The following is a 25878-nucleotide window of genomic DNA, read 5'->3' as shown; positions in this document are numbered from 1 at the left end:
TAAAGAGACAAGTGTGGTCTGACCACTATAGCTGGCAATAAGTGAATGGGTATTATTATTTTTTATATAATTTTTAGGGGTGACAGTTCTTGACTTTACGTGAAGAAGCATTACATATGCATCGAATTCATAAGGGGAAGTTAGAATCAAAATCAAAGGTTCCAGTTCGAAATGCACATGATTTAAGTTTAGCCTATTCACCAGGTGTGGCAGAGCCATGTAAAGATATCTATGAAAAACCTGAAACGGTTTATGATTATACGATGAAAGGTAATATGGTTGCCGTTGTTTCCGACGGTACAGCTGTATTAGGGCTTGGTAACATTGGACCTGAAGCCGCTCTTCCAGTGATGGAGGGCAAAGCTGTCCTTTTTAAAAGTTTTGCCGGAGTGGATGCTTTTCCCATTTGTTTAAACACAACAGATGTTGATAAAATCGTTGAAACGGTAAAGTTGTTGGAGCCAACCTTTGGGGGAGTGAATCTCGAAGATATCGCCGCTCCTAACTGTTTTGTGATTGAAGAAAGATTGAAAAGGGAAGCTAATATCCCCATTTTTCATGATGACCAACATGGCACTGCCATTGTTACGGTAGCAGGACTTGTCAATGCCCTTAAAATTATTGGAAAGAAAATGACTGAAATAAAGGTAGTTGCTAGTGGAGCAGGTGCTGCTGGGATTGCCATTATCAAGTTGTTATATAACTACGGAGTCAGAGATATCATCATGTGTGATACAAAAGGTGCCATTTATGAAGGCCGGCCGCAGGGGATGAATTCCGTCAAAGCAGAAGTGGCGAAATTTACGAACCGCGATAACCAGCAAGGAAGTCTCGCTGATGTGATAAAAGGTGCGGATGTTTTTATCGGTGTATCGGTTGCAGGAGCACTAACCAAGGATATGGTTGCTTCCATGAACCCAGACTCGATCATTTTTGCAATGGCGAATCCTGATCCAGAGATTATGCCGGAAGAAGCCAAAGCGGCGGGGGCAAAAGTTGTTGGAACGGGTCGTTCTGATTTTCCTAACCAAGTGAACAACGTCCTTGCATTTCCAGGAATTTTCCGTGGAGCCCTTGATGTTAGGGCAACCCATATAAATGAAAAAATGAAAGTGGCAGCCGTAGAGGCAATTGCCGGATTAATAAGCGAGGATGAACTGCATGCAGACTATGTTATCCCAGCACCTTTTGACCCAAGAGTAGCACCAAATGTTGCTGCTGCAGTGGCCAAGGCAGCTATGGAAACAGGAGTAGCCCGTCTGAAAGTTGATCCAGAGGATGTAAAGGAAAGAACTCAAAGGCTCGCAATCATTGGTAAAAGTGAGTGATTCGTAAGTGACGAATACCAAAGTTTATTTAGAGATTGTGAAGCAATTAAGAGAAATGATTACGATTGACGGTCTCAAGACCGGCGATAAAATCCCATCTGAACGTGAATTGTCGGAGCGCCTGAATTTCGGGCGCTCTTCCGTTCGCGAAGCACTTAGAGCGTTAGAATTACTAGGTTTAATTGAGACAAGAAGAGGCGAGGGAACCTATATTAGAGATTTTCGCGGTCATCAGCTTGTCCAACTTCTTAGTACTTTTATTTTGCAGGATCAAAAAGCTAAGCATGATGTGTTTGAAACTAAAAACTATATTGAAATGGATTGCTTGCATATAGTACTCCAAAAGGCAGATAATCAGGAAATCAATAAGATTAAGGATTGGTTTGAAATAACCGATCATTTTTCTGATGATGAATTTTTCCAGAGATTTATGGAGCTGTCTGATAACCACTTATTCTTGCGTTTATGGTCTATTTTAAAAGAGTATTATCACTCACTAGAGGATAATGGTCTAATCTATAAACGGGAAAATTATCTTAATTTATTAAACGCTATAGCTGAAAAGGATCTTGAAAAAACACTATCTGCGTATAAAAAACTTCGAAATTTGTCAAACTTTACCGACAAATACTAACAGATTTTGAACTATGTTTATTTTATAGTGAAAGTTATACAAGCCTGTTAGGAGGGCTATTTTTTAGTTTAATCCAGTTAGACCACTTAAAATGGATTAGGTATGAAGTGGAAGCTGGATAGAAAGACTTTTATAATAGCAATAATTGGAGAATCTTGCCATAGGCAGGTCGCGTTACACAAGGGAGGTTTTAATTTGGCGCTTAAGGATCTTTTTACAAAAAATCAACCAAAAAAGAAAAAATATGCAACCATAACAAAAGATACTACAAAGAATGACGTGCCAGAAGGAATTATGTCTAAGTGTCCTTCATGTAAAAAAATTATGTATACAAAAGAGTTAGTGAAAAACGCAAAGGTATGTCTGCATTGCGGTTTTCATTTCCAAATGACGGCAAAGGAACGGATCGATAGTTTTATTGATGAAGGAAGTTTTGTGGAATTGAACGAGGAAATGGTTTCAATGAATCCACTTAATTTTCCGGATTATCTGGAAAAGCTGGAAAAAGATCGACAAAAAAGCAATCTAAATGAAGCCGTTGTAACTGGCATAGGGACGGTTAACGGCCACAAGATTGTCTTGGCCATTATGGATGCTTCGTTCCGGATGGGGAGTATGGGTTCAGTTGTTGGTGAAAAGATAACCAGAGCCATTGAAAAAGCAGATGAATTGTCGCTTCCATTTATTATTTTTACGGCATCAGGCGGGGCAAGAATGCAAGAGGGCGCCTTAAGTTTGATGCAAATGGCAAAGACTAGTGTTGCTTTAAAGAGATTTAGTAATAATGGCGGCCTAATTATCTCGATGATGACTCACCCGACAACAGGCGGCGTCTCTGCTAGCTTTGCCTCCTTGGGGGATTATAACTTTGCTGAACCGGGTGCATTAATTGCCTTTGCTGGTCGGAGAGTTATTGAACAATCGATACGTGAGGAATTGCCGGAGGATTTTCAAACGGCAGAGTTCCTTTTAAAACATGGCCAGCTTGATGCCATTATATCCCGCGAAGACTTAGTGGAAAAAATTACTAATATATTAGAAATACATCAACCTGGAGGTGAACTCGAATGGTAGGAGAATTAGAATTCGAACGCCCAATTGTGGAGTTAAGAAAGAAAATTACGGAACTAAAAGAGTTCACTAAAACAACAGATGTTGATTTAAGCTCCGAAATTAAAAAGTTAGAGGCTCGTCTGGTGAAGCTGGAGCAAGACATATATGAAAATATTAAGCCATGGGACAGGGTTCAAATAGCACGACTTGCCAGCCGCCCGACCACGCTTGATTATATTTCTTATCTTTTTGATGGTTTTTTTGAGTGCCATGGTGATCGTACCTTTGCTGATGATGAAGCCATTGTTGGTGGTGTAGCCAAGTTTAAAGGCTTACCTGTCACAGTGATTGGCCATCAACGAGGGAAAGATACGAAAGAGAATATCCGCAGGAATTTTGGAATGCCGCATCCTGAAGGCTATCGAAAAGCATTGCGATTAATGAAGCAGGCTGACAAATTTAATCGTCCTATTATTTGCTTTATTGATACGAAGGGAGCCTATCCAGGGAAAGCTGCTGAAGAACGAGGTCAGAGCGAAGCCATTGCTCGAAATTTATTTGAAATGGCTGGGCTGCGGGTCCCGGTTATTTGCATTGTAATTGGAGAGGGCGGAAGCGGCGGTGCCCTGGCACTAGGTGTTGGCAACCGCATTTATATGCTCGAAAATTCAACTTACTCTGTTATTTCTCCTGAAGGAGCTGCCGCTATTCTGTGGAAGGATGCGTCTCTTGCGAAAAATGCAGCAGAAACAATGAGAATTACCGCACCTGACTTAAAAGAACTGGGCATTATTGATGATATTATCCCAGAGATTAAGGGTGGAGCTCAAAAGGATGTTAAAAAGCAGGCAGAGGAAATTGAGAAGATGCTAAAAGCCTCACTAACAGACTTATTAAAACAGTCTGAAGAAGAATTAATAGCAGACCGTTATAACCGGTTTAGAACCATTGGCGAATACACAGTTGCGGAAGATTACATTAGTGTAAATTAACGAATCGTGCTCTCAATGGGCACGATTTTTTTTCAAAAGAGTTCACATTTTATTCACTGAAAATACCTTAAATTGTTAATGATAACGATTGCAGCCCAATATGAAGCGCTACCAATTAATTGATTATTTCGTCTATTATAATTACTAATCTGAATCGGTTGTTAACGCGTTTTGTTCATGTTATTTTATAAATATTCGAGGATTTTATGTTAATAATAATAAAGTACTGTGAAGTTTAGGCTTAATTCATTTATTTACTAACGGTGTGTACATACGGGTTAAATTGATTATTGGGGTGATATACATGAAAAAAATAGGCGTTCTTACAAGTGGGGGAGACTCTCCTGGGATGAATCCAGCCATTCGTGCTGTGGTTCGTAAAGCAATTTTTCATAATGTAGAGGTATATGGTATTTACGGTGGTTATGCAGGATTAGTTAGTGGAAATATAAAAAAGCTTGAGTTAGGTTCTGTTGGTGACATCATTCATCGTGGTGGTACGATGCTTCAGTCTGCCCGTCTTCCTGAGTTTGCAAATCCAGAAGTCCAACAAAAAGGAATTGAGCAGCTTCGTGCACACGGTATTGAAGGGCTAGTTGTTATCGGTGGAGACGGTTCTTACCGCGGTGCGAGAGCCTTAACACAACAAGGGTATCCGTGTGTGGGTGTACCTGGGACCATTGACAATGACATCCCTGGAACAGAGTTAACGATTGGCTTCGATACGGCCCTTAATACTGTCATCAATGCGATTGATAGAATTCGTGATACAGCAACCTCCCATGAAAGAACATTTGTTATTGAAGTAATGGGACGTAATGCCGGGGATATTGCTTTATGGGCTGGACTGGCAGGCGGTGCGGAAACCATTTTAATCCCAGAAGAAAATTATGACATGAAAGAAGTAGCTGAAAGACTGCGCAGTGGACATGATCGCGGTAAAAAGCATAGTATTATTGTCGTGGCTGAAGGAGTATGCAGTGGCTATGAGTTTGCCCGTCAGCTTCAAGAAAACACGGAATTTGAAACAAGAGTATCGGTATTGGGACATATCCAGCGAGGCGGTTCACCGACGGTAGCGGATCGAGTGCTAGCCAGCAGGCTTGGAGCACGTGCGGTTGAATTGCTAATTGAAGGAAAAGGCGGACGTGCCGTAGGAATCGAAAATAATAAACTTGTTGATTACGATATCATTGAAGCCTTAGAGAAAAAGCATACGCTCGACCTTGACTTATTTAAATTATCTAAGGAATTATCCATATAGGAATTAGAGTTTGTCTTTTCTAAAAATAGGAGGAAAAAAGCATGCTACGAAAAACAAAAATCGTTTGTACGATTGGACCTGCAAGTGAGTCCATTGAAAAATTAACACAATTAATTAATTCGGGTATGAATGTTGCCCGATTAAATTTTTCTCATGGTGATTTTGAAGAACATGGGGCTAGAATTAAAAATATCCGGGTAGCTTCTGAGCAAACTGGTAAGACTGTAGCGATCCTGCTTGATACGAAGGGTCCAGAGATTCGTACGAATAACATGCAAAATGGGGCAATTGAGCTTGAAGCGGGCAAAGACATCATTGTTTCCATGACAGAAGTAGAAGGAACTACTGAAAAATTCTCAGTTACATATCCAGGATTAATTGAAGATGTTCATGTAGGCTCTAGAATTCTTTTAGATGATGGATTAATCGGTCTTGAGGTTACAGACATTAATCAATCTGAAAAAGAAATTCATACTAAAATTTTAAACAGCGGTACATTGAAAAATAAAAAAGGTGTAAACGTTCCTGGTGTATCCGTAAATTTACCGGGGATTACAGAAAAAGATACCCAAGATATTCTATTTGGGATTGAGCAAGGTGTTGACTTTATCGCAGCTTCGTTTGTCCGCCGTGCGAAAGATGTACTGGAAATTCGCCAGCTGCTGGAAGAAAATAATGGAACACATATTCAAATCATCCCTAAAATTGAAAATCAAGAAGGCGTAGATAACATCGATGAAATTCTTGAAATTTCCGACGGATTAATGGTTGCACGTGGAGACCTAGGCGTAGAAATTCCTGCAGAAGAAGTACCACTTGTGCAAAAAATGCTTATTAAAAAATGTAATGCTCTTGGAAAGCCAGTTATTACTGCTACGCAAATGCTTGATTCAATGCAGCGTAACCCTAGACCAACTCGTGCGGAAGCTAGTGACGTTGCCAATGCCATTTTTGATGGTACCGATGCCATTATGCTTTCTGGTGAAACAGCTGCAGGCCAATACCCAGTAGAAGCCGTGCAAACCATGCATAATATTGCTTCAAGAGCGGAACAAGCTTTAGATCATAAAGAAATCTTATCAAGCCGCAGCAAGGACACAGAACACAATATTACAGATGCAATCGGCCAATCTGTAGCACATACCGCTTTAAATCTTGAGGTTAAGTCGATTATTACACCAACAGAGAGCGGCCACACTGCTAGAATGATTTCTAAATATCGTCCAAAAGCAGCCATTGTAGCCATTACAGCTAATGAACACATTGTTCGTCGTTTACAGCTAGTTTGGGGTGTTTATCCACAGCATGGCAGAACTTCAACAACCACTGACGAAATGCTCGATACAGCAGTTGAAGAAAGCTTAAACAGCGGCATTGTTAAACATGGCGATTTGGTGGTAATCACTGCCGGCGTACCAGTTGGGGAAGCAGGTACAACGAACATCATGAAGATTCATTTGGTGGGCGATTTTATTACAAAGGCACAGGGGATTGGACGCCGTTCTGCATTCGGTAAAGTGGTTGTTGCCCATGATGCAAAAGAAGCATTGGAAAAAGTAAAGCAAGGTTCCATACTTGTAACACTTGGAACTGACCGTGATATGATGCCGGCGATTGAAAAGTGTGCGGCGATTATTACACAAGAAGGCGGTTTAACCAGCCATGCAGCGGTAGTTGGTCTAAACTTAAGCATTCCGGTCATTGTTGGTGTTGACCGTGCCCTTGAGCTATTTAAAGATGGTCAAGAAATCACTGTTGATGCAACAAGAGGAATTGTCTATAACGGACATGCAAGCGTCCTATAATCATTAAGCTTTCTTAATGAATAGCATGGAAATAGAAGACGAGAAAAAAACGTCAGCATCCATTTGGGGCTGACGTTTTTTGTATCCTTTAATTTGCTTATACTTCTCGGCCTTTGATAAACACCCAGACATCATGGAAGACATTTGCTCTTTTTAGAGTGGTGATAATCACAAGGGTGACTGGACCAACAATTAAGCCAAGAAATCCTATTAATTTAAAGCCTGCGAATAAGGCTATAAGGGTAGCTAACGGATCAAGACCGATACTAGATGAGAGAATCTTAGGCTCCATAATTTGACGCTGGACAAGGACAATGATATAGAGCACTCCTAAACCAATCGCCAGCCCCATATCACCGCTGATAGAGGCATAAATAATCCATGGCACAAAGACAGCACCTGTACCCAAGTAAGGGATAATATCCACAATTCCTGTTGCTAATGCAATGGTTATGGCATAATCTACTCTAAGAATGAGCAAGCCAATCAGAATAATGACCGTGGTAATCGAAATTAGGGTCAGCTGTGCTTTAATAAAACCAAATAAAGCCTTCTTTAGGTCTGCAAAAACCGTTTTTCCACTTGTTTTCGCTTTTTGCGGCAGTATTTTACCACCCATTGCCGACAAGTGATACCAATCCTTGCTGATAAAGAAGGTGGCTAATAAAGAGAAAATGAGAACAGTTGCAGCATTGGGAAACCATGAAATAATATTGGGTATATTACCAAAAAGATTCTTAATAAACGTCCCAACTGTTGAGCCGACTTTTGTTCCTACATTTTGAATATTGCCAATAATCGTATCCTGTTGACCCGCATCCAGCTTATTAAACACACTTGTTAATTGGTTGTATAAGGGAATAATTTGAGCTGTAAAATAATCCTCTAGATAATTTATCAGTGTAACTAGATGTTCCGGAACTACAGTAGCCAAATAGGCTGCACCAGAGACAATCTCAGCGACTAACAGCGTAATTAAACCGGCACATAAGGCAAAAATCACGATTAAGGCAATGAGAACAGCAAGTACGCGAGGCATTTTTGCCTTTTTCTGAAGGAAGTCGACAAAGGGATTGATCAGAAAGGCAATGATTAGACCAATTAAAAATGGATAGGTGACTTTTGACAAGAAATAAAATAAATACAACGCCAAAAACACACCACCTGCGACCAGTAAAAATCGTATGGTCCGATATATATATTTAAGCTCCAAAAGCAGCCCTCCTTTAGAATAAATGAGTAATTTCAGTTTAACATTTAATGTTGGAAACTGCATAATTTTCCAGAAAAATTTATTCTCTAAAAATAGTACGATCTATCACTAAAAAAGTTTCATGCAGGTAATAAAAAAGAAAAATTAAAAATAACAAAATCGGGCTGTAACTAAATAGTATGGCACAATAATTTGGAAAGGATTGGTGATACCATGTTCAGCGAATCATTATTATTCCTCCTGCTTTTACTCGTAATCGGGTTAATTGCAAAAAATAGTTCTTTAATGATCGCGATTGCTGTCCTGCTTTTATTAAAGGCCGGAGGTTTAGAGGCAAAATCTTTTTCTTTTATACAGTCAAAGGGGATTAACTGGGGTGTAACGCTAATTACCATTGCAGTGCTCGCCCCAATTGCCAGCGGCGATATCGGCTTTAAAGATTTAACAGCGTCTTTTAAGTCACCATATGCTTGGGTTGCTCTAATATCGGGGGTGCTGGTGGCCTTACTTGCAAAGGGCGGAGTTAAACTGCTGGCAGATGATCCACAGATCACAACTGCTTTAGTACTTGGTACGATTCTGTCTGTTTCAATTTTTAAAGGTGTAGCAGTAGGACCTCTGATTGGTGCTGGAATTGCGTATACTGCTATGAAGGTATTCGGATTTTTTAGCTAGATTTTTTGTGGAATAATAATTTTTTTGCTTTTTTCGGTGTCTTTTCATTCACAAAAATCTGATAATTGTTTATAATAAGCTTGTAAGCGTATCCTTATTTACATAATCTATATATAAATATTGAATTACTTGTAAATTATTTTTTAATGATTGATAAGAATACACTTTTCTTGGCTTGATTCCGAGCAATCGCTCAGTCAAAAGAATAAAAGAAAAAGCAAGGCGTCATTTGACGTAGGCAACCGCCATAAATAAGCTTTTAACTCAACTGTAACCTATTAATGGCTTTCAGTTGTTATAAGATTTTTGCCAGATCAAAGATATAACGGTCTTATCCGGCATAAGAGTAATGATGAGCTGACTAAATCATTTGAAAGAGTAAATGTCAGCAGACAGTTTTTTAAAGAAAGATGGGGAAATTCAGAATGTGAGGAGAGATTTTTCTATGACAGTAACACGCGGTCTTGAAGGGGTAGTGGCAACAACATCTTCCATAAGCTCTATTATTGATGACACACTGACATATGTTGGCTATGACATTGATGACTTAGCAGTAAATGCTAGTTTTGAAGAGGTTATTTATTTATTATGGCATCGAAGATTACCGAATGCAGAGGAGTTAGCAGAGCTAAAAGTACAGTTAGCTGAAAACTCAGCCCTGCCTCCGGAAGTCATCGAGCACTTTAAAATGTATCCAATTAAGAAAGTGCATCCAATGGCAGCCCTTCGTTCAGCAGTTTCCTTGTTAGGGTTATATGATGATGAAGCAGACATTATGGACGAAGATGCCAACTATCGAAAAGCAGTTCGTCTGCAAGCGAAAATGCCTGCCATTGTAACAACGTTCGCCCGGATTAGAAAAGGGCTTGAACCAGTGGCACCACGAAAAGATTTAAGCTTTGCAGCTAATTTCTTATATATGTTAACTGGGAAAGAACCGGAACCAATTGCGGTAGAAGCAATGAATAAGGCATTGGTATTACATGCAGATCATGAGTTGAATGCATCTACTTTTACTGCCCGTGTGTGTGTCGCAACATTATCTGATGTTTATTCAGGTGTTACATCAGCCATTGGTGCCTTAAAAGGACCACTTCATGGTGGTGCAAACGAAGCGGTAATGAAGATGTTAACTGAAATTGGCACTCTCGAAAATGTTGACCCATATGTTCGCGGTAAACTTGCAAACAAAGAAAAAATCATGGGATTTGGTCACAGGGTATACCGAAAAGGCGACCCTCGAGCAAAGCATTTAAAAGAAATGTCTAAGAAATTGACCGAGTTGACTGGGGAACCACACTGGTTTGATATGTCTGTTCAGATTGAAGCCATTGTGACAGGCGAAAAGAAATTACCGCCAAACGTAGATTTTTACTCAGCTTCTGTGTACCATAGTTTAGGAATTGACCATGATTTAATGACACCAATCTTTGCGGTAAGCCGTGTATCCGGCTGGTTAGCTCATATTTTAGAACAATATGAAAATAATCGTTTGATCCGTCCTCGTGCCGATTATACAGGTCCTGGCATGCAAAAATATGTTCCAGTGGAGCAAAGAGGTTAATATTTTACTTTTTTTCAAAAAATTGATTCAATAGAATTGGATTAATAAAGGTTAGAGGATTACCACTCTAACCTTTGATTCAGTCTTTTGATAGATCACGAACAAACTTCAAAGTCTTTATACATACCAGGAGGGAGAATAACACAATGCAAGGTGAAAAAATCACAGTAAACAACGGAGTTCTAAACGTACCAAACAACCCTATTATTCCATTTATTGAAGGGGACGGAATTGGACCAGATATCTGGGCTGCTTCTGAGAGAGTTTTAAATGCAGCTGTAGAAAAGGCCTATAAAGGCGAGCGTAAAATTGTATGGAAGGAAGTACTAGCTGGTGAAAAGGCATTTAACCAAACTGGTGAGTGGCTTCCTAAAGAAACACTTGATGTAATCAATGAATATCTGATTGCAATCAAAGGTCCATTAACGACTCCTGTTGGCGGTGGAATTCGTTCATTAAACGTTGCGCTGCGTCAAGAGTTAGATTTGTTTGTATGCTTGCGTCCAGTAAGATGGTTTGAAGGTGTTCCTTCACCAGTTAAGCGTCCGGAAGATACTGATATGGTAATCTTCCGTGAAAATACTGAAGATATCTATGCCGGTATTGAATATGAAAAAGGAACTGATGCGGCAAAGAAGGTTATCGACTTCTTGCAAAATGAAATGGGTGTTAACAAAATTAGATTCCCTGAAACATCGGGTATTGGTATTAAGCCAGTTTCTGAAGAGGGAACAAATCGTCTAGTTCGTGCAGCAATCAATTATGCCATTAAAGAAGGCCGTAAGTCAGTTACACTTGTACACAAAGGGAATATCATGAAGTTCACTGAAGGTGCATTTAAAAACTGGGGCTATGCTCTTGCAGAAAAAGAATTTGGAGATAAAGTGTTCACTTGGGCACAATATGACCGCATTAAAGCAGAACAAGGCTCAGATGCTGCGAACAAAGCACAAGCAGATGCTGAAGCTGCTGGCAAGATCATCGTAAAAGATGCGATTGCTGATATTTTCTTACAACAAATCCTTACTCGTCCACGTGAGTTTGATGTCGTTGCAACATTAAACTTAAACGGTGACTACATCTCTGATGCGCTTGCAGCTCAAGTTGGCGGTATTGGTATCGCACCAGGAGCTAACATCAACTATGAAACTGGTCATGCGATTTTTGAAGCAACACACGGTACTGCACCAAAATATGCAGGTCTAGATAAAGTAAATCCATCATCTGTTATTTTATCCGGTGTGTTACTGCTTGAACACTTAGGCTGGAATGAAGCGGCAACTATGGTCATAAAATCAGTTGAAAAAACAATTGCTTCTAAAGTTGTAACTTACGACTTTGCTCGTTTAATGGATGGGGCAACTGAAGTAAAAACATCAGAGTTTGGTGACGAGCTTATCAAGAACATGGAATAATCATACGCTGGTAAAAGGCGGCATGAACTATTAAGGGACCTTGTTCTCTAAATGCTTTTATCAGGAACAGGGGCTGTTATTAACAGCCCCTTCCTATATGTAGGCCTTTAAAAACTAATACGTTCAAAGGGAGAGCTTAAAATGTCATTAAAACGTAAAAAGATTTCTGTAATCGGCGGCGGTTTTACTGGTGCAACAACAGCATTTTTACTAGCTCAAAAAGAACTTGGTGATGTCGTTTTAGTGGATATTGCTCCAATGGAAAACCCTACAAAAGGTAAAGCGTTAGATATGCTTGAAGCGAGTCCGGTTCAAGGTTTTGATGCCAATATTACTGGTACATCTAACTATGAGGATACACGTGATTCTGATATTGTTGTCATTACAGCTGGTATTGCACGTAAGCCAGGCATGAGCCGTGACGATTTAGTGCAAACAAACCAAAAAGTTATGAAAAGTGTTACACAAGAGATCGTTAAATTTTCTCCAAACTGTACCATTATAGTCTTAACGAACCCAGTTGATGCCATGACCTACACGGTATTCAAGGAATCTGGTTTCCCTAAAAATCGTGTAATTGGTCAATCTGGTGTTCTTGATACGGCTCGTTTCCGTACATTTGTTGCTCAAGAATTAAACGTTTCTGTAAAAGATGTTACAGGCTTCGTTCTCGGCGGTCATGGTGACGATATGGTTCCACTTGTACGTTACTCTTATGCCGGCGGGATTCCATTAGAAACGTTAATTCCTAAAGATCGTTTAGAGGCGATTGTTGAGCGTACGAGAAAGGGCGGGGGCGAAATCGTTAACCTTCTTGGAAATGGAAGTGCTTACTACGCGCCGGCTGCATCTTTAGTTGAAATGTGTGAAGCTATTCTTAAAGATCAACGTCGTGTATTACCATCTATTGCCTATCTAGAAGGCGAGTTTGGCTATGAAGGTATTTATCTGGGCGTACCAACGATCCTTGGAGCGAATGGGATTGAAAAGGTCATTGAATTAGATTTAACTGCTGAAGAAAAGGCTGCATTAGATAAATCAGTAGAATCAGTTCGCAATGTAATGAAAGTATTAATCTAAATAAAATTGGGTTCGGGGATCACTGTCGGTCTCCGAATTTTCTCTATTATTAATGTAATCGCGTACAAGAAAGGCGTGATTTGATGCTGTTAGGAAAAAAAAGAAGGCTTGGCCGCCGAATTGATGAGATAAGTGTTGGTGAAAAGTTATCCTTAACGGATAAAATGGAAGACAAGGATCTCCTTTTATATCTAGGCTTGACGGATGATGCCAACCCTCTATATATTCAACATGATTATGCTTCCCAAACCCCATTTGAAAAGCCGATTGTCCCTAGTATTATGCTGATAGGGATTATGACTTCAGCTGTATCTAAATATCTGCCGGGGCCTGGAAGTCATCTTTTAAAACAGGAGATTGAGTTTCTAAAGCCGGTTTATCATTATGAGACGGTCGAGTTTCTGTTCGAGGTGATTGAGGTGAACCAGGCCGACCATGTGGTGGTGATTCGTGTTGTTGGGATGAATGAGGCTAATGAGAAGGTGATTGAAGGGAAGTTAATGGTATGCCCGCCGCATCGGCTAGGGGATATCCATGGGAAGGTTTTGGATAATTTTTGATTTTATGGATGGACTAATTTATTCATGGACGATTTTAAAAGTAAAGAGGTAATTGCGGTCAATGAAGAAAAGTTTCATTGCCCGTCGAACAGAAAAAGAGGTCTATAGGGGAAAAGAAAGAAGGTTTCATTGCCCTACGAAGAGAAAAAGTGGGTAATAGGGGAAAAGAAAGAGGGTTTCATTGCCCGCCGAGGAGAAAAAATGGTCTATAGGGGAAAAGAAAGAGGGTTTCATTGCCCGCCGAAGAGAAAAAGGGGTCTACAGGGGAAAAGAAAAAAGATCTCATTGCCCGAAAGTTAGATAAAGGGGGGAAAAGGTCAATGAAAAAATTATCATTGACCGTCTTTTCAGTATATAAGCTTACAGGGTAAATGAATGTATTCTAGTTACTCAACATGGAAGGTATGACCAACTCGATTCCTGCTGCTCATTGGTCTTTACTCAAAATAACGTAAATTTCTTTCTCCTATGGATTTAAAGTTCTTTTTAAGTATCCGCCGAACGACCTTTTTTGAATCTATTATCCCACACCATTCAAAAACAACATTAGTAGTGATCCTCATATTCGGAAATAATATCCGAATCTCCTCTACACACCGTAAAACAGCAGATTCCACACTCTCTACATGTCCGCAATCAACACAAATAACATTTCCCCTAGCAATAGAACACGAAAAAGAATGACATACAGAACATGTTATATCTTTACGTATTTGATTGTATTCATAAGTTGGAATCTTTGCATTGGAATAAGGAGATTGAACCTGATGCAATGAAATAAGTTTATCCGCCATCTGTTTATGCCGATTCGTTAATTTAGATGGCGTATTATCTAACTTTTTCATAAGCGCTTTTAACTGTGGGGGATAGATAATGGGCTTATCCATTGGAGCTTGATACAAAAAAAACTCAGGGTTTACGAATACAACGTAGGCCTCAATAGATTGGGAAAAACCTAGCTTTTGGAATAATTGGAGTAGTAAGGAGCTGCTCCTTTTTATCTGGTCAAGAGGGTTTTTAATAATCTTTCCAAAATTCGTCTCAAATCGTTCCTCTCGATAGCAATAATCTCCTTCCAAATTTTTAATCTCAAAGAAATAAAAAATATGTTGAAAAATAATCGAGCTATCAAGCTGAAACGAGGTGTTATTAACTTCAAGATACAAATCATTTAAAATTAAGCAATCACTTTGCAGCTGCTCTGTTAAGAGATCAAACCGGACCTCCCCTTCAAAACCTTTCTCTTTATATAGATAGTACTTATGCTGTTCCGCTGTTAAAGCTAAACGATTATTTAAAATCCGTAGAACCTTTAAATCTTCTGGTGCCGTACGTGGTTTATAGGCCATAATACACATCCTTTCTTTTACAAATACTATTGTATAAAAAAGAAATTGACGAAATCAGCGAGAATTGTGAATTCTATGTAAATTTTTTTACAAGAAAGCGTTCTTATATAACAAATATCTTTATCAGCCCCTAAAACTAGATAATCCATATTCCTTATAGATATAATGAGAATATCTAGAAGGTGGGGGTTATTTTATGAAAAATAAAGTACTAGTTGTTGATGATGAACAATCAATTGTGACCTTACTTCAATATAATTTAGAACAGGCGGGCTTTGAGGTTGTTACGGCAATGGATGGGGCAGAGGGAAAACGATTAGCCGAAACCGAGGCCCCTGATATGATCGTTTTAGACTTAATGCTGCCCAAATTAGATGGAATGGATGTTTGCAAAAAGCTCAGGCAACAAAATATTATGACGCCAATCCTCATGTTAACAGCCAAAGACGATGAACTTGATAAAATTCTAGGACTTGAGCTTGGTGCTGATGATTATATGGTCAAGCCTTTTAGTCCACGAGAGGTCATCGCCCGGGTTAAAGCCATTTTAAGAAGAGCACAATTTCAAACCGAAGCAGCAAGTGACAAGGAACAAGCAGACGAGCAAATTCAGATTGGGAAATTAACCATCTACCCAGGAAAATATGAAGCTTTTTTCAAAGAGAGTCAACTGGAATTAACTCTAAAGGAATTTGAATTGCTCCTTTTTCTTGGACAAAATAAAGGTCGTGTATTGACTAGGGATCAATTACTAAGTGCTGTTTGGAATTATGACTTTGCTGGCGATACTAGAATTGTCGATGTTCATATTTCACATCTGCGAGAGAAGATCGAAGAAGATACGAAAAAGCCTGCCTATATTAAAACGATACGCGGCCTGGGCTATAAATTGGAGGAGCCTAAAGGGGAATGATTAAGTTTCGTTCAAGGGCTTTCGTTGTATTAATTAGTTTAATTATAGTGGTCCTAATTGGCTTAGGAATATTGCTGGGGCAATTTTTTAAATATAATTTTTTGGACACTCTGAATGACAAAATTAAAGTGGAAATTTGGCTGCTTTTAACAGCCGGTTTAGGAATCGCTGTGATTATCACAGTCATTCTTGCCATCAGTATTACCACGAGATATACAAAGCCCATTAAAGCGGCCACCGAGGTGGCAATCGAACTTGCACATGGAAACTACCGTGCCCGTACAAAAGTGAGCAGGATAGATAATACAGGGATGTTAGCTTCCTCGATTAACATGCTGGCAGAGAATCTGCAAGAACTCACCAAGGTTCGTGAAATACAGCAGGACCGCTTAAGCGCTTTGATCGAAAATATGGGTGCTGGTTTAATTCTATTTGACAGTAGAGGGTATATTAATTTAGTTAATAAAGGCTATGTTGATATTTTTCATATTGATCCAAGTGATTATATCAATAAACAATATTACGAGGTTATCGATTATGAAGAGATTCGGCAGCTCGTTGCTGAGGTGTTTCGAACGGAACAAAAGGTAAGCAAACAATTACATTTACCTTTGCAGATTGAAAGGAAATATTTTATTGTGTATGGTGTACCCATTATTGGCGCTAACAATGTTTGGAAGGGAGTATTGCTTGTATTCCACGACATTTCAGAAATGAAGAAACTGGAGCAAATGCGTAAGGATTTTGTCGCCAATGTATCTCATGAATTAAAAACTCCAGTCACCTCTATTAAGGGTTTTACCGAAACCCTTTTGGATGGAGCGATGAATAACAAAGAAACGCTTCAATCGTTTCTCTCAATCATCTTAAAAGAAAGCGACCGGCTTCAGACTTTGATTCAAGACCTTTTAGAGCTTTCAAAAATTGAGCAGCATGGCTTTCAATTAAATATACAGTTGATCGACCTATACTCCGTGCTTCAAGATGTCCTGAAACTTCTGGATGGGAAAGCTAAGACGAAAAACATTCAGCTTGAGTTTCACAGTAAATGGAACAAAGTCCTACTATACGGGGACCTGGATCGTTTAAAGCAAGTGTTTATCAATCTTATCAATAATGCGATTACCTATACACCGGCGGATGGAACGGTGAGAATTATCCTATTTGACGGGGAAGAAAGAGTCCGTATATCGATAAAAGACACGGGAGTGGGCATTAGTAAAGAAGATATTCCGCGTATATTTGAACGGTTTTATCGGGTTGACCGCGCGAGAAGCCGAAACTCCGGGGGTACAGGTCTTGGTTTAGCCATTGTGAAACATTTAATGGAAGCGCATCACGGCAGTATAAATGTGAGGAGTAAACTCGGTGAGGGCAGCGAATTTATTATTGAACTGCCAAAAGAAATGACTTTGATGGATGGTGAAAGTTAATGGAAAAGAAAAAGCTTGTGCTGATTGATGGGAATAGTATTGCCTATCGCGCCTTTTTTGCGCTCCCTTTACTTAATAATGATAAAGGAATACATACAAATGCAGTTTACGGTTTTACCATGATGTTGATGAAAATATTGGAGGATGAAAAGCCAACCCATATGCTGGTTGCCTTTGATGCAGGTAAAACTACGTTTCGGCATAAGACCTTTGGCGAGTACAAAGGCGGCCGGCAAAAAACTCCGCCTGAGCTGTCCGAGCAGTTCCCTTTTATTCGTGACCTGCTGGATGCGTACGGGATTTCGAGGTATGAACTTGAAAATTATGAAGCAGATGATATTATTGGCACACTGTCATTAACCGCTGAAAAGGATGGCTTTGAAGTAAAAGTAATCTCAGGAGATAAAGACTTAACCCAACTATCTTCTCCGATTACCACAGTCGGAATTACCAGAAAAGGAATAACGGATATTGAGGTGTACACACCCGAGCATGTTGCAGAAAAATACGGTTTGACACCAGAACAAATCATTGATATGAAAGGCCTAATGGGAGACCCTTCCGATAATATCCCTGGAGTTCCAGGAGTAGGAGAAAAGACAGCCATTAAGCTGCTTAAAGAATTTTCCACCTTAGAAAACTTATTAGCTTCCATTGACCAAGTAAGCGGGAACAAGCTGAAGGAAAAATTAGCTGAGTTTAAGGAACAAGCTTTAATGAGCAAGGAACTTGCGACAATTGAACGGCAAGCACCGGTCGAGGTTGAGTTAGATACCATTGCGTACGAAGGCTTTACCAGAGAAAAACTAATCAGCTTATTTAAAGAATTAGGATTCAACTCCTTATTAGAAAAACTGGGCGATGAACCAATAGACACGGTGGAACATGTCCTAGAGGAGATCGACTATAAAATTCCTGAAGAAATTACGGAAGATATTTTTGCGGATGCCAATTATTTTTATGTTGAAATGCTTGAAGATAATTATCACTATGCTGACATTATTGGATTTTCAATTGTAAATGAAACAGGCCATTATTATTTGTCTACCGAGCAGGCTTTAAAATCAACTGTTTTTAAAAAGTGGGCGGAGGATGAACGAAAAAAGAAAATTGTTTATGATGCGAAACGCTCAGAGGTTTCTTTACGAAGATATGATATCCATTTAAAAGGAACTGATTTTGATATTCTTATGGCAGCATATTTGGTTAACCCATCCGAAAATATTGAAGATCTAGCCGCGATTGCCAAGAGGTATCAAAACCTTAATATTCAATCAGACGAATCCTTTTATGGAAAAGGGGCAAAACGGAAGGTTCCTGAAACGGCAAAGCTTGCTGAGCATCTTGTTCGAAAAAGCCTTGCCATGTCAGATTTAAGATACAAACTCGAAGATGAATTAAGGGAAAATGAACAATATGAACTTTTTAATGAGTTAGAAATGCCTTTATCCCTTATCTTAGCAGATATGGAATCCACCGGGATTAAGGTCGAACAAGACCGTCTTCAGATGATGGGGAAGGAACTAACAGAGAGACTAGTAGAAATTGAAGAAAAAATCTGTGAGTTAGCTGGTGAAAAGTTTAACATTAACTCGCCTAAACAATTGGGAGTCATTCTTTTTGAAAAATTAGGCTTGTATTCTTACAAGAAAACAAAGACCGGTCACTCGACATCAGCAGATGTGCTAGAGAAATTAGCAGAGGATCATGAAATCATCCAGTATATCCTTCTGTATCGACAGCTTGGGAAGCTGCAATCCACTTATATTGAGGGCCTCCTGAAAGTCATTAATCCAGAAACAGGAAAGGTTCATACACGTTATCAGCAAACGTTAACCGCAACAGGCAGATTAAGCTCGATCGATCCGAACCTGCAAAATATTCCTATTCGCCTTGAGGAAGGGCGGAAAATCCGACAGGCGTTCGTACCATCCGAAGAGGGCTGGGTCATTTTTGCTGCAGATTATTCGCAAATTGAATTGCGCGTGCTTGCCGATATAGCGGGTGATGAAAAGCTGATTGATGCCTTTAAACATGATATGGATATTCATACGAAAACCGCGATGGAGGTATTTCATGTTGATGCGGATGAAGTAACCTCTAATATGCGCCGTCAGGCAAAGGCTGTAAACTTTGGGATTGTCTATGGAATCAGTGATTATGGACTATCACAATCTTTGGGAATCACTAGAAAAGAAGCAGGACAGTTTATTGACCGTTATCTTCATACGTATCCTGGAGTCAAGGAATATATGGATGATATTATTCATTCGGCCCGACAAAAAGGGTATGTGACAACCTTAATGCAAAGAAGACGGTATCTCCCTGAAATCACAGCTCGAAATTTTAATTTACGAAGTTTTGCAGAAAGAACAGCCATGAATACGCCAATCCAGGGGACCGCTGCAGATATTATCAAAAAAGCGATGATCGATATGGATGAGGCTTTGAAGGATAAAGGACTTAAAACAAGACTTTTACTCCAGGTCCATGATGAACTTATTTTTGAAGCTCCTGAGGAGGAGATTGAAATATTGAAGAAATTAGTTCCCGATGTCATGGAAAATGCCCTTGAATTAAAAGTGCCATTGAAGGTGGACTATGCCTATGGACCAACCTGGTTTGATGCAAAATAAAAAGGAGGATCTACATTGCCGGAGCTTCCTGAAGTAGAAACCGTTAGAAAAACATTAAAACATCTCGTCCTTCATAAGGAAATTGCTAACATTACTGTCTTTTGGCCCAAAATCATCAAAAATCCTGTAGAGGTGGAACAATTTATCGATGCCTTAAAAGGAGAAAAGATTGTTGATGTAGGACGAAGAGGCAAATTTTTAATTATTTATACCGATCATTTTGCCTTGGTGTCTCATTTACGAATGGAGGGGAAATATGGTCTGTATCCAAAAGAAGAAGAGTTTGATAAGCACACACATGTGATTTTTCATTTTACGGATGATACCGAGCTAAGGTACCGCGATGTACGTAAATTTGGGACGATGCATCTTTATAAAAAAGGCGAAGAATTCGTACAGCCTCCATTGTTAGAACTTGGTCCTGAACCATTTTCGGAGGAGTTTACAAAGGAATACTTAGCTGAAAAACTACAGAAGACCAATCGGAAAATTAAAACGGCTTTATTAGATCAAAAGCTGTTTGTCGGCCTTGGTAATATCTATGTCGATGAAGCACTTTTTCGCTCTGGAATCCATCCAGAGCGGCTTGCTAGTACGCTTAGTGCGGAGGAAATATCCGTTCTTCACGCAGAAATCGTTGCGACCTTGAGTGAGGCGGTTAAAAAGGGTGGCAGCACGATCCGATCTTATGTCAACTCCCAAGGCCAAATTGGTATGTTTCAGCTGGACTTATACGCATATGGCCGAAAAGGGGAAGCATGTAAAAAATGCGGAACTCCCCTAGAGAAAACCACTGTAGGCGGTCGGGGAACACACTATTGTCCGAACTGCCAGAGAATTTAATATTGAACTTTGAAAACGGTCCAGCTCCAGCGCCTAAGAATGGAAAAGGTGTATCACATCATTTTTCAAAGCATTAAAAAAGAAGTAGGAAAACTATTTTCCTACTTCAAAATCATTTTTTATTCAAGATTGGCATGCCTGCCATACATCTTATTGGTATCTAATCCCTTTTTCTCCATGAACCGTAAAATGATGGCGTCAAAAAAGAGCAGAAGGGTTTGTTCAAACAGCGAACCCATTGGTTGAATGGTTTTATAATTGCCTTCTGATTGATCTTTTGGGGACCCAGGTAATTGAATGGTGAAATCGGCCAGCTGTCCAATGGTGGAATTCGGATAGATGGTTACGGCTGCTATTTTTCCACCAATACTTTTGGCTTTTTCGGCCATGGAAACTAGGCTTTTTGTTTCACCAGAGCCTGAACCGATAATCAATATATCATCTTTTTCGAAAGTAGGGGTTACCGTTTCACCTATAACATAGGAATCAATTCCCATGTGCATCATTCTCATAGCAAAGGATTTTGCCATTAATCCTGATCTTCCTGCACCTGCCACAAAGACTTTCTTCGATTCAAGAATTCCGTTTAACAGCTTTTCAGCCTCTTCATCATTTATTAAAGGAATAGAGCGGCTTAGTTCTTTTAAAATTTCTGCTAAATATTGAGTGGTTTGCATTTTTAGTGAAGGACAGCCATTTCATCTTTTATCATTTGCTCCATTTTTGCCGCCGCAGCCTTTTTATCAGCTTGTCCTGTAATACCGCCGCCCACAATGACAAGATCTGGTTGTACTTTTAAAACAGCTGGAAGGGTTTCTAATTTAATGCCGCCTGCGATGGCTGTTTTGGCATTTTTTACAACGCTTTTGATCGTTTGAAGGTCTTCAAATGAATTTTTTCCCACTGCTTGCAAATCATATCCAGTATGAACACAAATATAATCCACACCCAGTGTATCGACTTCTTTTGCGCGTTCAGACAGATTTTTTACAGCAATCATGTCGACAAGGATCTTTTTACCTCGTTTTTTAGCTTCCGCAACAGCACCCTTGATTGATTCATCTTCAGCTGTACCAAGGATTGTAATAATATCTGCGCCGGCTTCGGATGCTTTCATGACTTCATAACCAGCAGCATCCATGATTTTTAAGTCTGCTAATACTTTTAAATTAGGGAATGCATCTTTTACGGCTTTTACTGCATGAAGACCTTCATTAATGACAACCGGCGTGCCAATTTCAACAATATCAATATGATCTTCCACCTCTTTGATCAGCTCAATAGCTTGTGGAATATTGACTAAATCTAATGCTAATTGTAATTCCATCTAAATTTCACTCCTCATGATTAGTTTAATTTGTTGCACTATAGTATTAATGCCCTAGAATGACATGAAATTCACTCGGCATCTGTAACCAATGTTCGCAATCATTGGTACAGTGGCTAGTATAATAGCTATATTTATATTTGGGAAGTACGCACTTTATCTTTACATAGTGTCAAAAAGTATACTAAGTGTTAAACTAAGTAGGGGGTGAACAAATGTCACGAACGAGTGAAAAAATATTTAATTGTGAAAAAGAACTTACCCTTTCTGTTATCGGGGGGAAATGGAAAATGCTTATTTTGTGGCATTTAGGAAAACAGGGAACAAAGCGTTTTGGTGAACTAAAGGCTCTCATTCCTGGAATTACACAAAGAATGCTTGTTAACCAATTACGAGAACTGGAAGAAGACCTTATCATCGAAAGGAAGGTTTATCCTGTAGTTCCACCAAAAGTGGAGTATTCCTTAACCGAGCAGGGAGAGAGTTTAATGCCGATTCTTGATGCCATGTATGAATGGGGAAAAAATTATATGGAGAATGTGATCGGTGAGCTTCCAAATAGCAGTACTTCTGTAAAGTAGATAGGCAATAAATCGCGTGACAACAACATAAAGCTGTCCCTTGAACCTTTGATGAACATAGATTTACTCTTAATCACATGGGATGGGCTCCTGCCATATACTATCGTAGTGATTTCGGAGGAAGGAGCCCTAGACATCATGGTTCAGTTGTTCTCACTTCTTATTTTAGCTTTTGCGCTCAGTCTTGACAGCTTTAGCGTTGGCTTCACCTATGGGTTGAGGCAAATGGTGATGCCGCTTAGATCCGTTTTAATTATAGCCACCTGCTCGGCTGTCTCATTAATGATAGCCGTGTCAATTGGACATGGACTGGAAAAGATACTGTCACCCAAACTAACGGCAAGCCTTGGAGGAATCATCTTAATCGCCCTTGGTGCATGGGTGTTGTATCAGTTTTTTCGGCCAGAGAAGGAAAAAGAATTGATAGAGCATGAAAAGACCATTGTAAACTTTGAGATACGGTCTTTAGGAATCGCCATAAACATCCTAAAAAAGCCGATGTCTGCCGATTTTGACCAATCCGGAACGATTACAGGGGTCGAAGCTTTAATGCTTGGCATGGCCTTATCATTAGATTCTTTTGGTGCAGGGATTGGAGCAGCTATGCTTGGATATTCTCCCTTTTCCTTAGCGTTAGCAGTCGCCATTATGAGTTCCCTATTTGTTTTGTTAGGAATCAAATGCGGAACATTTTTCCATAAATTTGAATGGATTCAAAAATTTACCTTCTTACCAGGAGTCTTATTAATTATCATTGGAGTTATGAAATTATAACCCTAGAAAGGAAGAAAGCATGTCACTCGTTATAGGCCTAACAGGCGGAATTGCCAGTGGAAAAAGTACAGTATCAAACATGTTAAAAGAAATGTCTATCACCGTTATCGATGCAGATGTTGAAGCCCGCTTAGCGGTCATGAAAGGTGAACCTGCTTACCAGAAAATTCTTGCCGAATTTGGCGATGATATTCTTTTAGAAACTGGAGAAATTGACCGGCAAAAACTTGGTGCAATTATCTTCCATCAAGCTGATCAACGGCAGCGGTTAAATGAAATAACCCATCCGGAAGTAAGACGAAGAATGCTTGAACAAGTGGAGACTGCCAAACGGAATAATGAAGAGGTAGTGGTCTTGGATATTCCTTTATTATTTGAAAGTAACCTAACCGCGATGGTTGAAAAAACGATACTGGTTTATGTTGATTGTGACATACAATTGCAAAGATTAGTGGAAAGAAATAACCTAACCCATGAAGATGCACAAGCTAGAATCAATTCACAAATGCCCTTATCAGAAAAAATTAAGCTTGCTGACGCTGTAATAAATAATAATGGGTCGATTGATGAGACGAAACAACAGCTGCTTATGATACTTGCTAAATGGGGAATAAAACAAGAATAATAATGGAAAAGAGAAGGGACTAACCCCTTCTCTTTTTGCTTTAGATAAAAATTTAAAAATATCCGCACTTAAATGATCACAATTAAACTTTAATGTGTTATACTAATTGTAACAATACTTGATAACAGTATAACACTAATGCGGAAGGGGCCGTAAAATGAAAGCGAGAATTGCGATCAATGGGTTTGGGAGAATTGGAAGGATGGTTTTTAGAAAAGCGATTTATGAGGGGAATCTTGAGGTTGTAGCAATCAATGCGAGCTATCCGGCAGAAACCTTAGCTCATCTCATTAAGTATGATACAAATCATGGGACATTTCAGGGAGATGTTATCCCTTTAGATAATGAATTAATCGTAAATGGTAAACGAGTTAAACTATTAAATAATCGTGTCCCTGAGGAATTACCTTGGAGGGAACTTGGGATTGATATTGTCATTGAGGCAACGGGAAAATTTAATTCTCGTGAACAAGCTGCACGTCATCTGGAAGCTGGTGCCAAAAAGGTTATCTTAACAGCCCCGGGTAAAAATGAGGACGTTACCATTGTGATGGGAGTAAATGAAGACATGCTTGATCTTAATCAGCACGATATTATTTCTAATGCTTCGTGTACGACCAACTGTCTCGCACCTGTTGCAAAGGTTTTGGATCAAACATTCGGTATCGAATCTGGTTTAATGACAACCATTCACGCTTATACAAACGATCAGAAGAATATTGATAATCCGCATAAGGACTTACGAAGAGCCCGATCATGTGGACAATCTATTATTCCAACAACAACAGGAGCGGCTAAGGCCATCTCATTGGTGCTCCCGCAATTGAAAGGAAAACTGCATGGGATGTCCTTACGTGTGCCGACTCCTAATGTTTCATTAGTGGACTTAGTTGTCGATTTAAAATGTGATGTTACACTAGACGATATTAATCAAGCATTTTTAGAAGCTGCAAATGGCTCATTAAAAGGAATTTTGGATGTTACGATGGAGCCTTTAGTATCTGTAGACTTTAATACAAACGCCCATTCTGCTATTATTGATGGTCTCTCAACAATGGTAATGGGAACAAGAAAAGTCAAGGTCTTAGCTTGGTATGATAATGAATGGGGCTATTCATCTCGAGTGGTCGACCTCGCTTTGTATGTGGCAGAGGAAATCACTAAAATGTCAAAGGTGAAAGTCAGCTAATAATCCCTTTGTGGGAGCCTTTTTCTAGGCCAAATTAGCAAATTTTTCTGCCTTCTAATAAAAAATATGAAAAGAGGTGTACGAATTCGTACTCCTCTTTTTCTATTTTTAACAGAATGTTGTAAAATAGATAAAAAGGAAGAAACTTGGAGGGTTTATATGGCTATCATGGTGAATATTTTTACACGATTTAAAAAACAACTAGAAACGTCTGACCGTAATACGGATGTTTCGTTAAAAACGCATTATTATAAAGGGACCTTTAATCAATTATTTCAGTCGGTTGAGAAATTATTTCACGACGATGCGGACTGTCGAGTCACCACTGTATCCAAAGACCATGGGGAGATTGCGGTTGAAATAAATAAACCTATTCCATGCTTTCTAGTCGTCACGATTGTTTCTGTAAAACCAATGGAAACAGCAGTAGATTTTAATATTTCGTCTGAGAGTTTTTCACTCCTAGGTATATATCCACAATTGAAAAAGAGGATTGAATCTTATTATGAACGAATCAATCGATTACATAACCTTGTCGAAATAAGAAAAAACTCGTAATCCGCTACTTGTGTTAAAGCCCTCTTTTTTATAAGATAAAGTTAAGGATTTTGTTCGGAAATAGAGG

At 39.3% G+C, this 25878-nt stretch carries 24 protein-coding genes; 20 read left to right on the top strand and 4 right to left on the bottom strand.

Translation table 11 applies throughout. From position 1 onward, the window contains the following. The first annotated feature begins 89 nt into the window (after nt 1–89). From L1999_RS23080 to pyk, 6 genes are all read left to right on the top strand, one after another. Nucleotides 90–1328: an NADP-dependent malic enzyme gene (locus L1999_RS23080; RefSeq protein WP_215044092.1), complete on the top strand. Its 1239-nt coding sequence runs from the start codon at nt 90–92 to the stop codon at nt 1326–1328. 55 nt (nt 1329–1383) lie between these two features. Beyond that, on the top strand, nt 1384–1962 hold the full coding sequence (locus L1999_RS23075; RefSeq protein WP_235744436.1) for a FadR/GntR family transcriptional regulator: 579 nt from the start codon (nt 1384–1386) through the stop codon (nt 1960–1962). A gap of 195 nt (nt 1963–2157) precedes the next feature. Further along, nucleotides 2158–3036 carry an acetyl-CoA carboxylase, carboxyltransferase subunit beta gene (gene accD, locus L1999_RS23070; RefSeq protein ID WP_235740686.1) on the top strand — a complete coding sequence of 293 codons (879 nt, stop codon included), beginning with the start codon at nt 2158–2160 and terminating at the stop codon, nt 3034–3036. Next, nucleotides 3030–4007, top strand: a complete 978-nt coding sequence (gene accA / locus L1999_RS23065) for an acetyl-CoA carboxylase carboxyl transferase subunit alpha (protein ID WP_235740685.1) — start codon at nt 3030–3032, stop codon at nt 4005–4007. Before accD ends, accA begins: the two co-directional genes overlap by 7 nt. A gap of 304 nt (nt 4008–4311) precedes the next feature. Further along, nucleotides 4312–5271, top strand: coding sequence for a 6-phosphofructokinase (gene pfkA / locus L1999_RS23060; RefSeq protein ID WP_215044086.1), 960 nt, complete (start codon nt 4312–4314; stop codon nt 5269–5271). A gap of 41 nt (nt 5272–5312) precedes the next feature. After that, nucleotides 5313–7076: a pyruvate kinase gene (gene pyk / locus L1999_RS23055; RefSeq protein WP_235740684.1), complete on the top strand. Its 1764-nt coding sequence runs from the start codon at nt 5313–5315 to the stop codon at nt 7074–7076. Between the two features lie 97 nt (nt 7077–7173). Here pyk and ytvI read toward each other — a convergent pair whose 3' ends face one another. Next, nucleotides 7174–8289, bottom strand: a complete 1116-nt coding sequence (ytvI, locus tag L1999_RS23050; protein ID WP_235740683.1) for a sporulation integral membrane protein YtvI — start codon at nt 8287–8289, stop codon at nt 7174–7176. A gap of 213 nt (nt 8290–8502) precedes the next feature. On the opposite strand from ytvI, the gene L1999_RS23045 reads away from it, so the two are divergent. The 5 genes from L1999_RS23045 (at nt 8503) to L1999_RS23025 (ending at nt 13583) form a co-directional block, all read left to right on the top strand. Continuing rightward, on the top strand, nt 8503–8964 hold the full coding sequence (locus tag L1999_RS23045; protein ID WP_215044080.1) for a DUF441 domain-containing protein: 462 nt from the start codon (nt 8503–8505) through the stop codon (nt 8962–8964). A 445-nt stretch (nt 8965–9409) separates the two neighbouring features. Next, nucleotides 9410–10528, top strand: coding sequence for a citrate synthase (citZ, locus tag L1999_RS23040; protein ID WP_235740682.1), 1119 nt, complete (start codon nt 9410–9412; stop codon nt 10526–10528). A 146-nt stretch (nt 10529–10674) separates the two neighbouring features. Further along, a complete protein-coding gene (icd, locus tag L1999_RS23035; protein WP_235740681.1) occupies nt 10675–11943 on the top strand; it encodes an NADP-dependent isocitrate dehydrogenase in 1269 nt (422 codons plus the stop codon). Nucleotides 11944–12084: 141 nt separating this feature from the next. Next, nucleotides 12085–13023 (top strand): malate dehydrogenase, encoded by a 939-nt coding sequence (mdh, locus tag L1999_RS23030; protein WP_235740680.1) that lies wholly within the window; start codon nt 12085–12087, stop codon nt 13021–13023. An 83-nt stretch (nt 13024–13106) separates the two neighbouring features. Next, on the top strand, nt 13107–13583 hold the full coding sequence (locus tag L1999_RS23025; RefSeq protein ID WP_235740679.1) for a MaoC/PaaZ C-terminal domain-containing protein: 477 nt from the start codon (nt 13107–13109) through the stop codon (nt 13581–13583). 437 nt (nt 13584–14020) lie between these two features. Here L1999_RS23025 and L1999_RS23020 read toward each other — a convergent pair whose 3' ends face one another. After that, entirely contained in the window at nt 14021–14932 is a 912-nt protein-coding gene (locus L1999_RS23020) for a nuclease-related domain-containing protein (RefSeq protein WP_235740678.1), read from the bottom strand. A 196-nt stretch (nt 14933–15128) separates the two neighbouring features. On the opposite strand from L1999_RS23020, the gene L1999_RS23015 reads away from it, so the two are divergent. The 4 genes from L1999_RS23015 to mutM are packed head-to-tail and all read left to right on the top strand — an operon-like array spanning nt 15129 to nt 20757. Further along, entirely contained in the window at nt 15129–15845 is a 717-nt protein-coding gene (locus L1999_RS23015) for a response regulator transcription factor (protein ID WP_235740677.1), read from the top strand. Continuing rightward, entirely contained in the window at nt 15842–17278 is a 1437-nt protein-coding gene (pnpS, locus tag L1999_RS23010) for a two-component system histidine kinase PnpS (RefSeq protein ID WP_235740676.1), read from the top strand. The genes L1999_RS23015 and pnpS overlap by 4 nt, the downstream gene beginning before the upstream one ends. Next, nucleotides 17278–19914: a DNA polymerase I gene (gene polA / locus L1999_RS23005; RefSeq protein WP_235740675.1), complete on the top strand. Its 2637-nt coding sequence runs from the start codon at nt 17278–17280 to the stop codon at nt 19912–19914. Before pnpS ends, polA begins: the two co-directional genes overlap by 1 nt. 15 nt (nt 19915–19929) lie before the next feature. Further along, nucleotides 19930–20757, top strand: a complete 828-nt coding sequence (gene mutM / locus L1999_RS23000) for a DNA-formamidopyrimidine glycosylase (protein ID WP_235740674.1) — start codon at nt 19930–19932, stop codon at nt 20755–20757. A 119-nt stretch (nt 20758–20876) separates the two neighbouring features. Here mutM and hxlB read toward each other — a convergent pair whose 3' ends face one another. Together hxlB and hxlA are read right to left on the bottom strand one after the other, a co-directional pair. Continuing rightward, complete coding sequence (gene hxlB, locus L1999_RS22995) at nt 20877–21434, bottom strand: 6-phospho-3-hexuloisomerase (protein WP_235740673.1); 558 nt, start codon at nt 21432–21434, stop codon at nt 20877–20879. Between the two features lie 2 nt (nt 21435–21436). Further along, entirely contained in the window at nt 21437–22084 is a 648-nt protein-coding gene (gene hxlA, locus L1999_RS22990; protein ID WP_235740672.1) for a 3-hexulose-6-phosphate synthase, read from the bottom strand. A gap of 215 nt (nt 22085–22299) precedes the next feature. Here hxlA and L1999_RS22985 point away from each other — a divergent pair, with 215 nt between their 5' ends. The 5 genes from L1999_RS22985 to L1999_RS22965 all read left to right on the top strand — a co-directional run bounded on the left by L1999_RS22985 (nt 22300) and on the right by L1999_RS22965 (nt 25811). Beyond that, on the top strand, nt 22300–22665 hold the full coding sequence (locus L1999_RS22985) for a winged helix-turn-helix transcriptional regulator (protein ID WP_235740671.1): 366 nt from the start codon (nt 22300–22302) through the stop codon (nt 22663–22665). Nucleotides 22666–22803: 138 nt separating this feature from the next. Continuing rightward, nucleotides 22804–23439 carry a sporulation membrane protein YtaF gene (gene ytaF, locus L1999_RS22980; protein ID WP_235740670.1) on the top strand — a complete coding sequence of 212 codons (636 nt, stop codon included), beginning with the start codon at nt 22804–22806 and terminating at the stop codon, nt 23437–23439. Between the two features lie 19 nt (nt 23440–23458). Then, nucleotides 23459–24064 (top strand): dephospho-CoA kinase, encoded by a 606-nt coding sequence (coaE, locus tag L1999_RS22975; protein ID WP_235740669.1) that lies wholly within the window; start codon nt 23459–23461, stop codon nt 24062–24064. A 157-nt stretch (nt 24065–24221) separates the two neighbouring features. Next, on the top strand, nt 24222–25253 hold the full coding sequence (locus tag L1999_RS22970; RefSeq protein WP_235740668.1) for a glyceraldehyde-3-phosphate dehydrogenase: 1032 nt from the start codon (nt 24222–24224) through the stop codon (nt 25251–25253). A gap of 159 nt (nt 25254–25412) precedes the next feature. After that, complete coding sequence (locus L1999_RS22965; RefSeq protein WP_215044049.1) at nt 25413–25811, top strand: hypothetical protein; 399 nt, start codon at nt 25413–25415, stop codon at nt 25809–25811. Nucleotides 25812–25878 lie beyond the last annotated feature (67 nt).

It is taken from the genome of Neobacillus drentensis, assembly GCF_021560175.1.
Taxonomy (GTDB): domain Bacteria; phylum Bacillota; class Bacilli; order Bacillales; family Cytobacillaceae; genus Neobacillus; species Neobacillus drentensis_A.
This window is presented reverse-complemented; position numbering and strand designations above follow the sequence as displayed.

Bases quoted from the DNA above. Each gene is read 5' to 3' on its own strand.
- L1999_RS23075 (WP_235744436.1), top strand. From the start codon at position 1,384: ATGATTACGATTGACGGTCTCAAGACCGGCGATAAAATCCCATCTGAA.
- accA (WP_235740685.1), top strand. From the start codon at position 3,030: ATGGTAGGAGAATTAGAATTCGAACGCCCAATTGTGGAGTTAAGAAAG.
- pfkA (WP_215044086.1), top strand. From the start codon at position 4,312: ATGAAAAAAATAGGCGTTCTTACAAGTGGGGGAGACTCTCCTGGGATG.
- pyk (WP_235740684.1), top strand. From the start codon at position 5,313: ATGCTACGAAAAACAAAAATCGTTTGTACGATTGGACCTGCAAGTGAG.
- L1999_RS23045 (WP_215044080.1), top strand. From the start codon at position 8,503: ATGTTCAGCGAATCATTATTATTCCTCCTGCTTTTACTCGTAATCGGG.
- citZ (WP_235740682.1), top strand. From the start codon at position 9,410: ATGACAGTAACACGCGGTCTTGAAGGGGTAGTGGCAACAACATCTTCC.
- icd (WP_235740681.1), top strand. From the start codon at position 10,675: ATGCAAGGTGAAAAAATCACAGTAAACAACGGAGTTCTAAACGTACCA.
- mdh (WP_235740680.1), top strand. From the start codon at position 12,085: ATGTCATTAAAACGTAAAAAGATTTCTGTAATCGGCGGCGGTTTTACT.
- L1999_RS23025 (WP_235740679.1), top strand. From the start codon at position 13,107: ATGCTGTTAGGAAAAAAAAGAAGGCTTGGCCGCCGAATTGATGAGATA.
- L1999_RS23020 (WP_235740678.1), bottom strand. From the start codon at position 14,932: ATGGCCTATAAACCACGTACGGCACCAGAAGATTTAAAGGTTCTACGG.
- L1999_RS23015 (WP_235740677.1), top strand. From the start codon at position 15,129: ATGAAAAATAAAGTACTAGTTGTTGATGATGAACAATCAATTGTGACC.
- pnpS (WP_235740676.1), top strand. From the start codon at position 15,842: ATGATTAAGTTTCGTTCAAGGGCTTTCGTTGTATTAATTAGTTTAATT.
- polA (WP_235740675.1), top strand. From the start codon at position 17,278: ATGGAAAAGAAAAAGCTTGTGCTGATTGATGGGAATAGTATTGCCTAT.
- hxlB (WP_235740673.1), bottom strand. From the start codon at position 21,434: ATGCAAACCACTCAATATTTAGCAGAAATTTTAAAAGAACTAAGCCGC.
- hxlA (WP_235740672.1), bottom strand. From the start codon at position 22,084: ATGGAATTACAATTAGCATTAGATTTAGTCAATATTCCACAAGCTATT.
- L1999_RS22985 (WP_235740671.1), top strand. From the start codon at position 22,300: ATGTCACGAACGAGTGAAAAAATATTTAATTGTGAAAAAGAACTTACC.
- ytaF (WP_235740670.1), top strand. From the start codon at position 22,804: ATGGTTCAGTTGTTCTCACTTCTTATTTTAGCTTTTGCGCTCAGTCTT.
- coaE (WP_235740669.1), top strand. From the start codon at position 23,459: ATGTCACTCGTTATAGGCCTAACAGGCGGAATTGCCAGTGGAAAAAGT.
- L1999_RS22970 (WP_235740668.1), top strand. From the start codon at position 24,222: ATGAAAGCGAGAATTGCGATCAATGGGTTTGGGAGAATTGGAAGGATG.
- L1999_RS22965 (WP_215044049.1), top strand. From the start codon at position 25,413: ATGGCTATCATGGTGAATATTTTTACACGATTTAAAAAACAACTAGAA.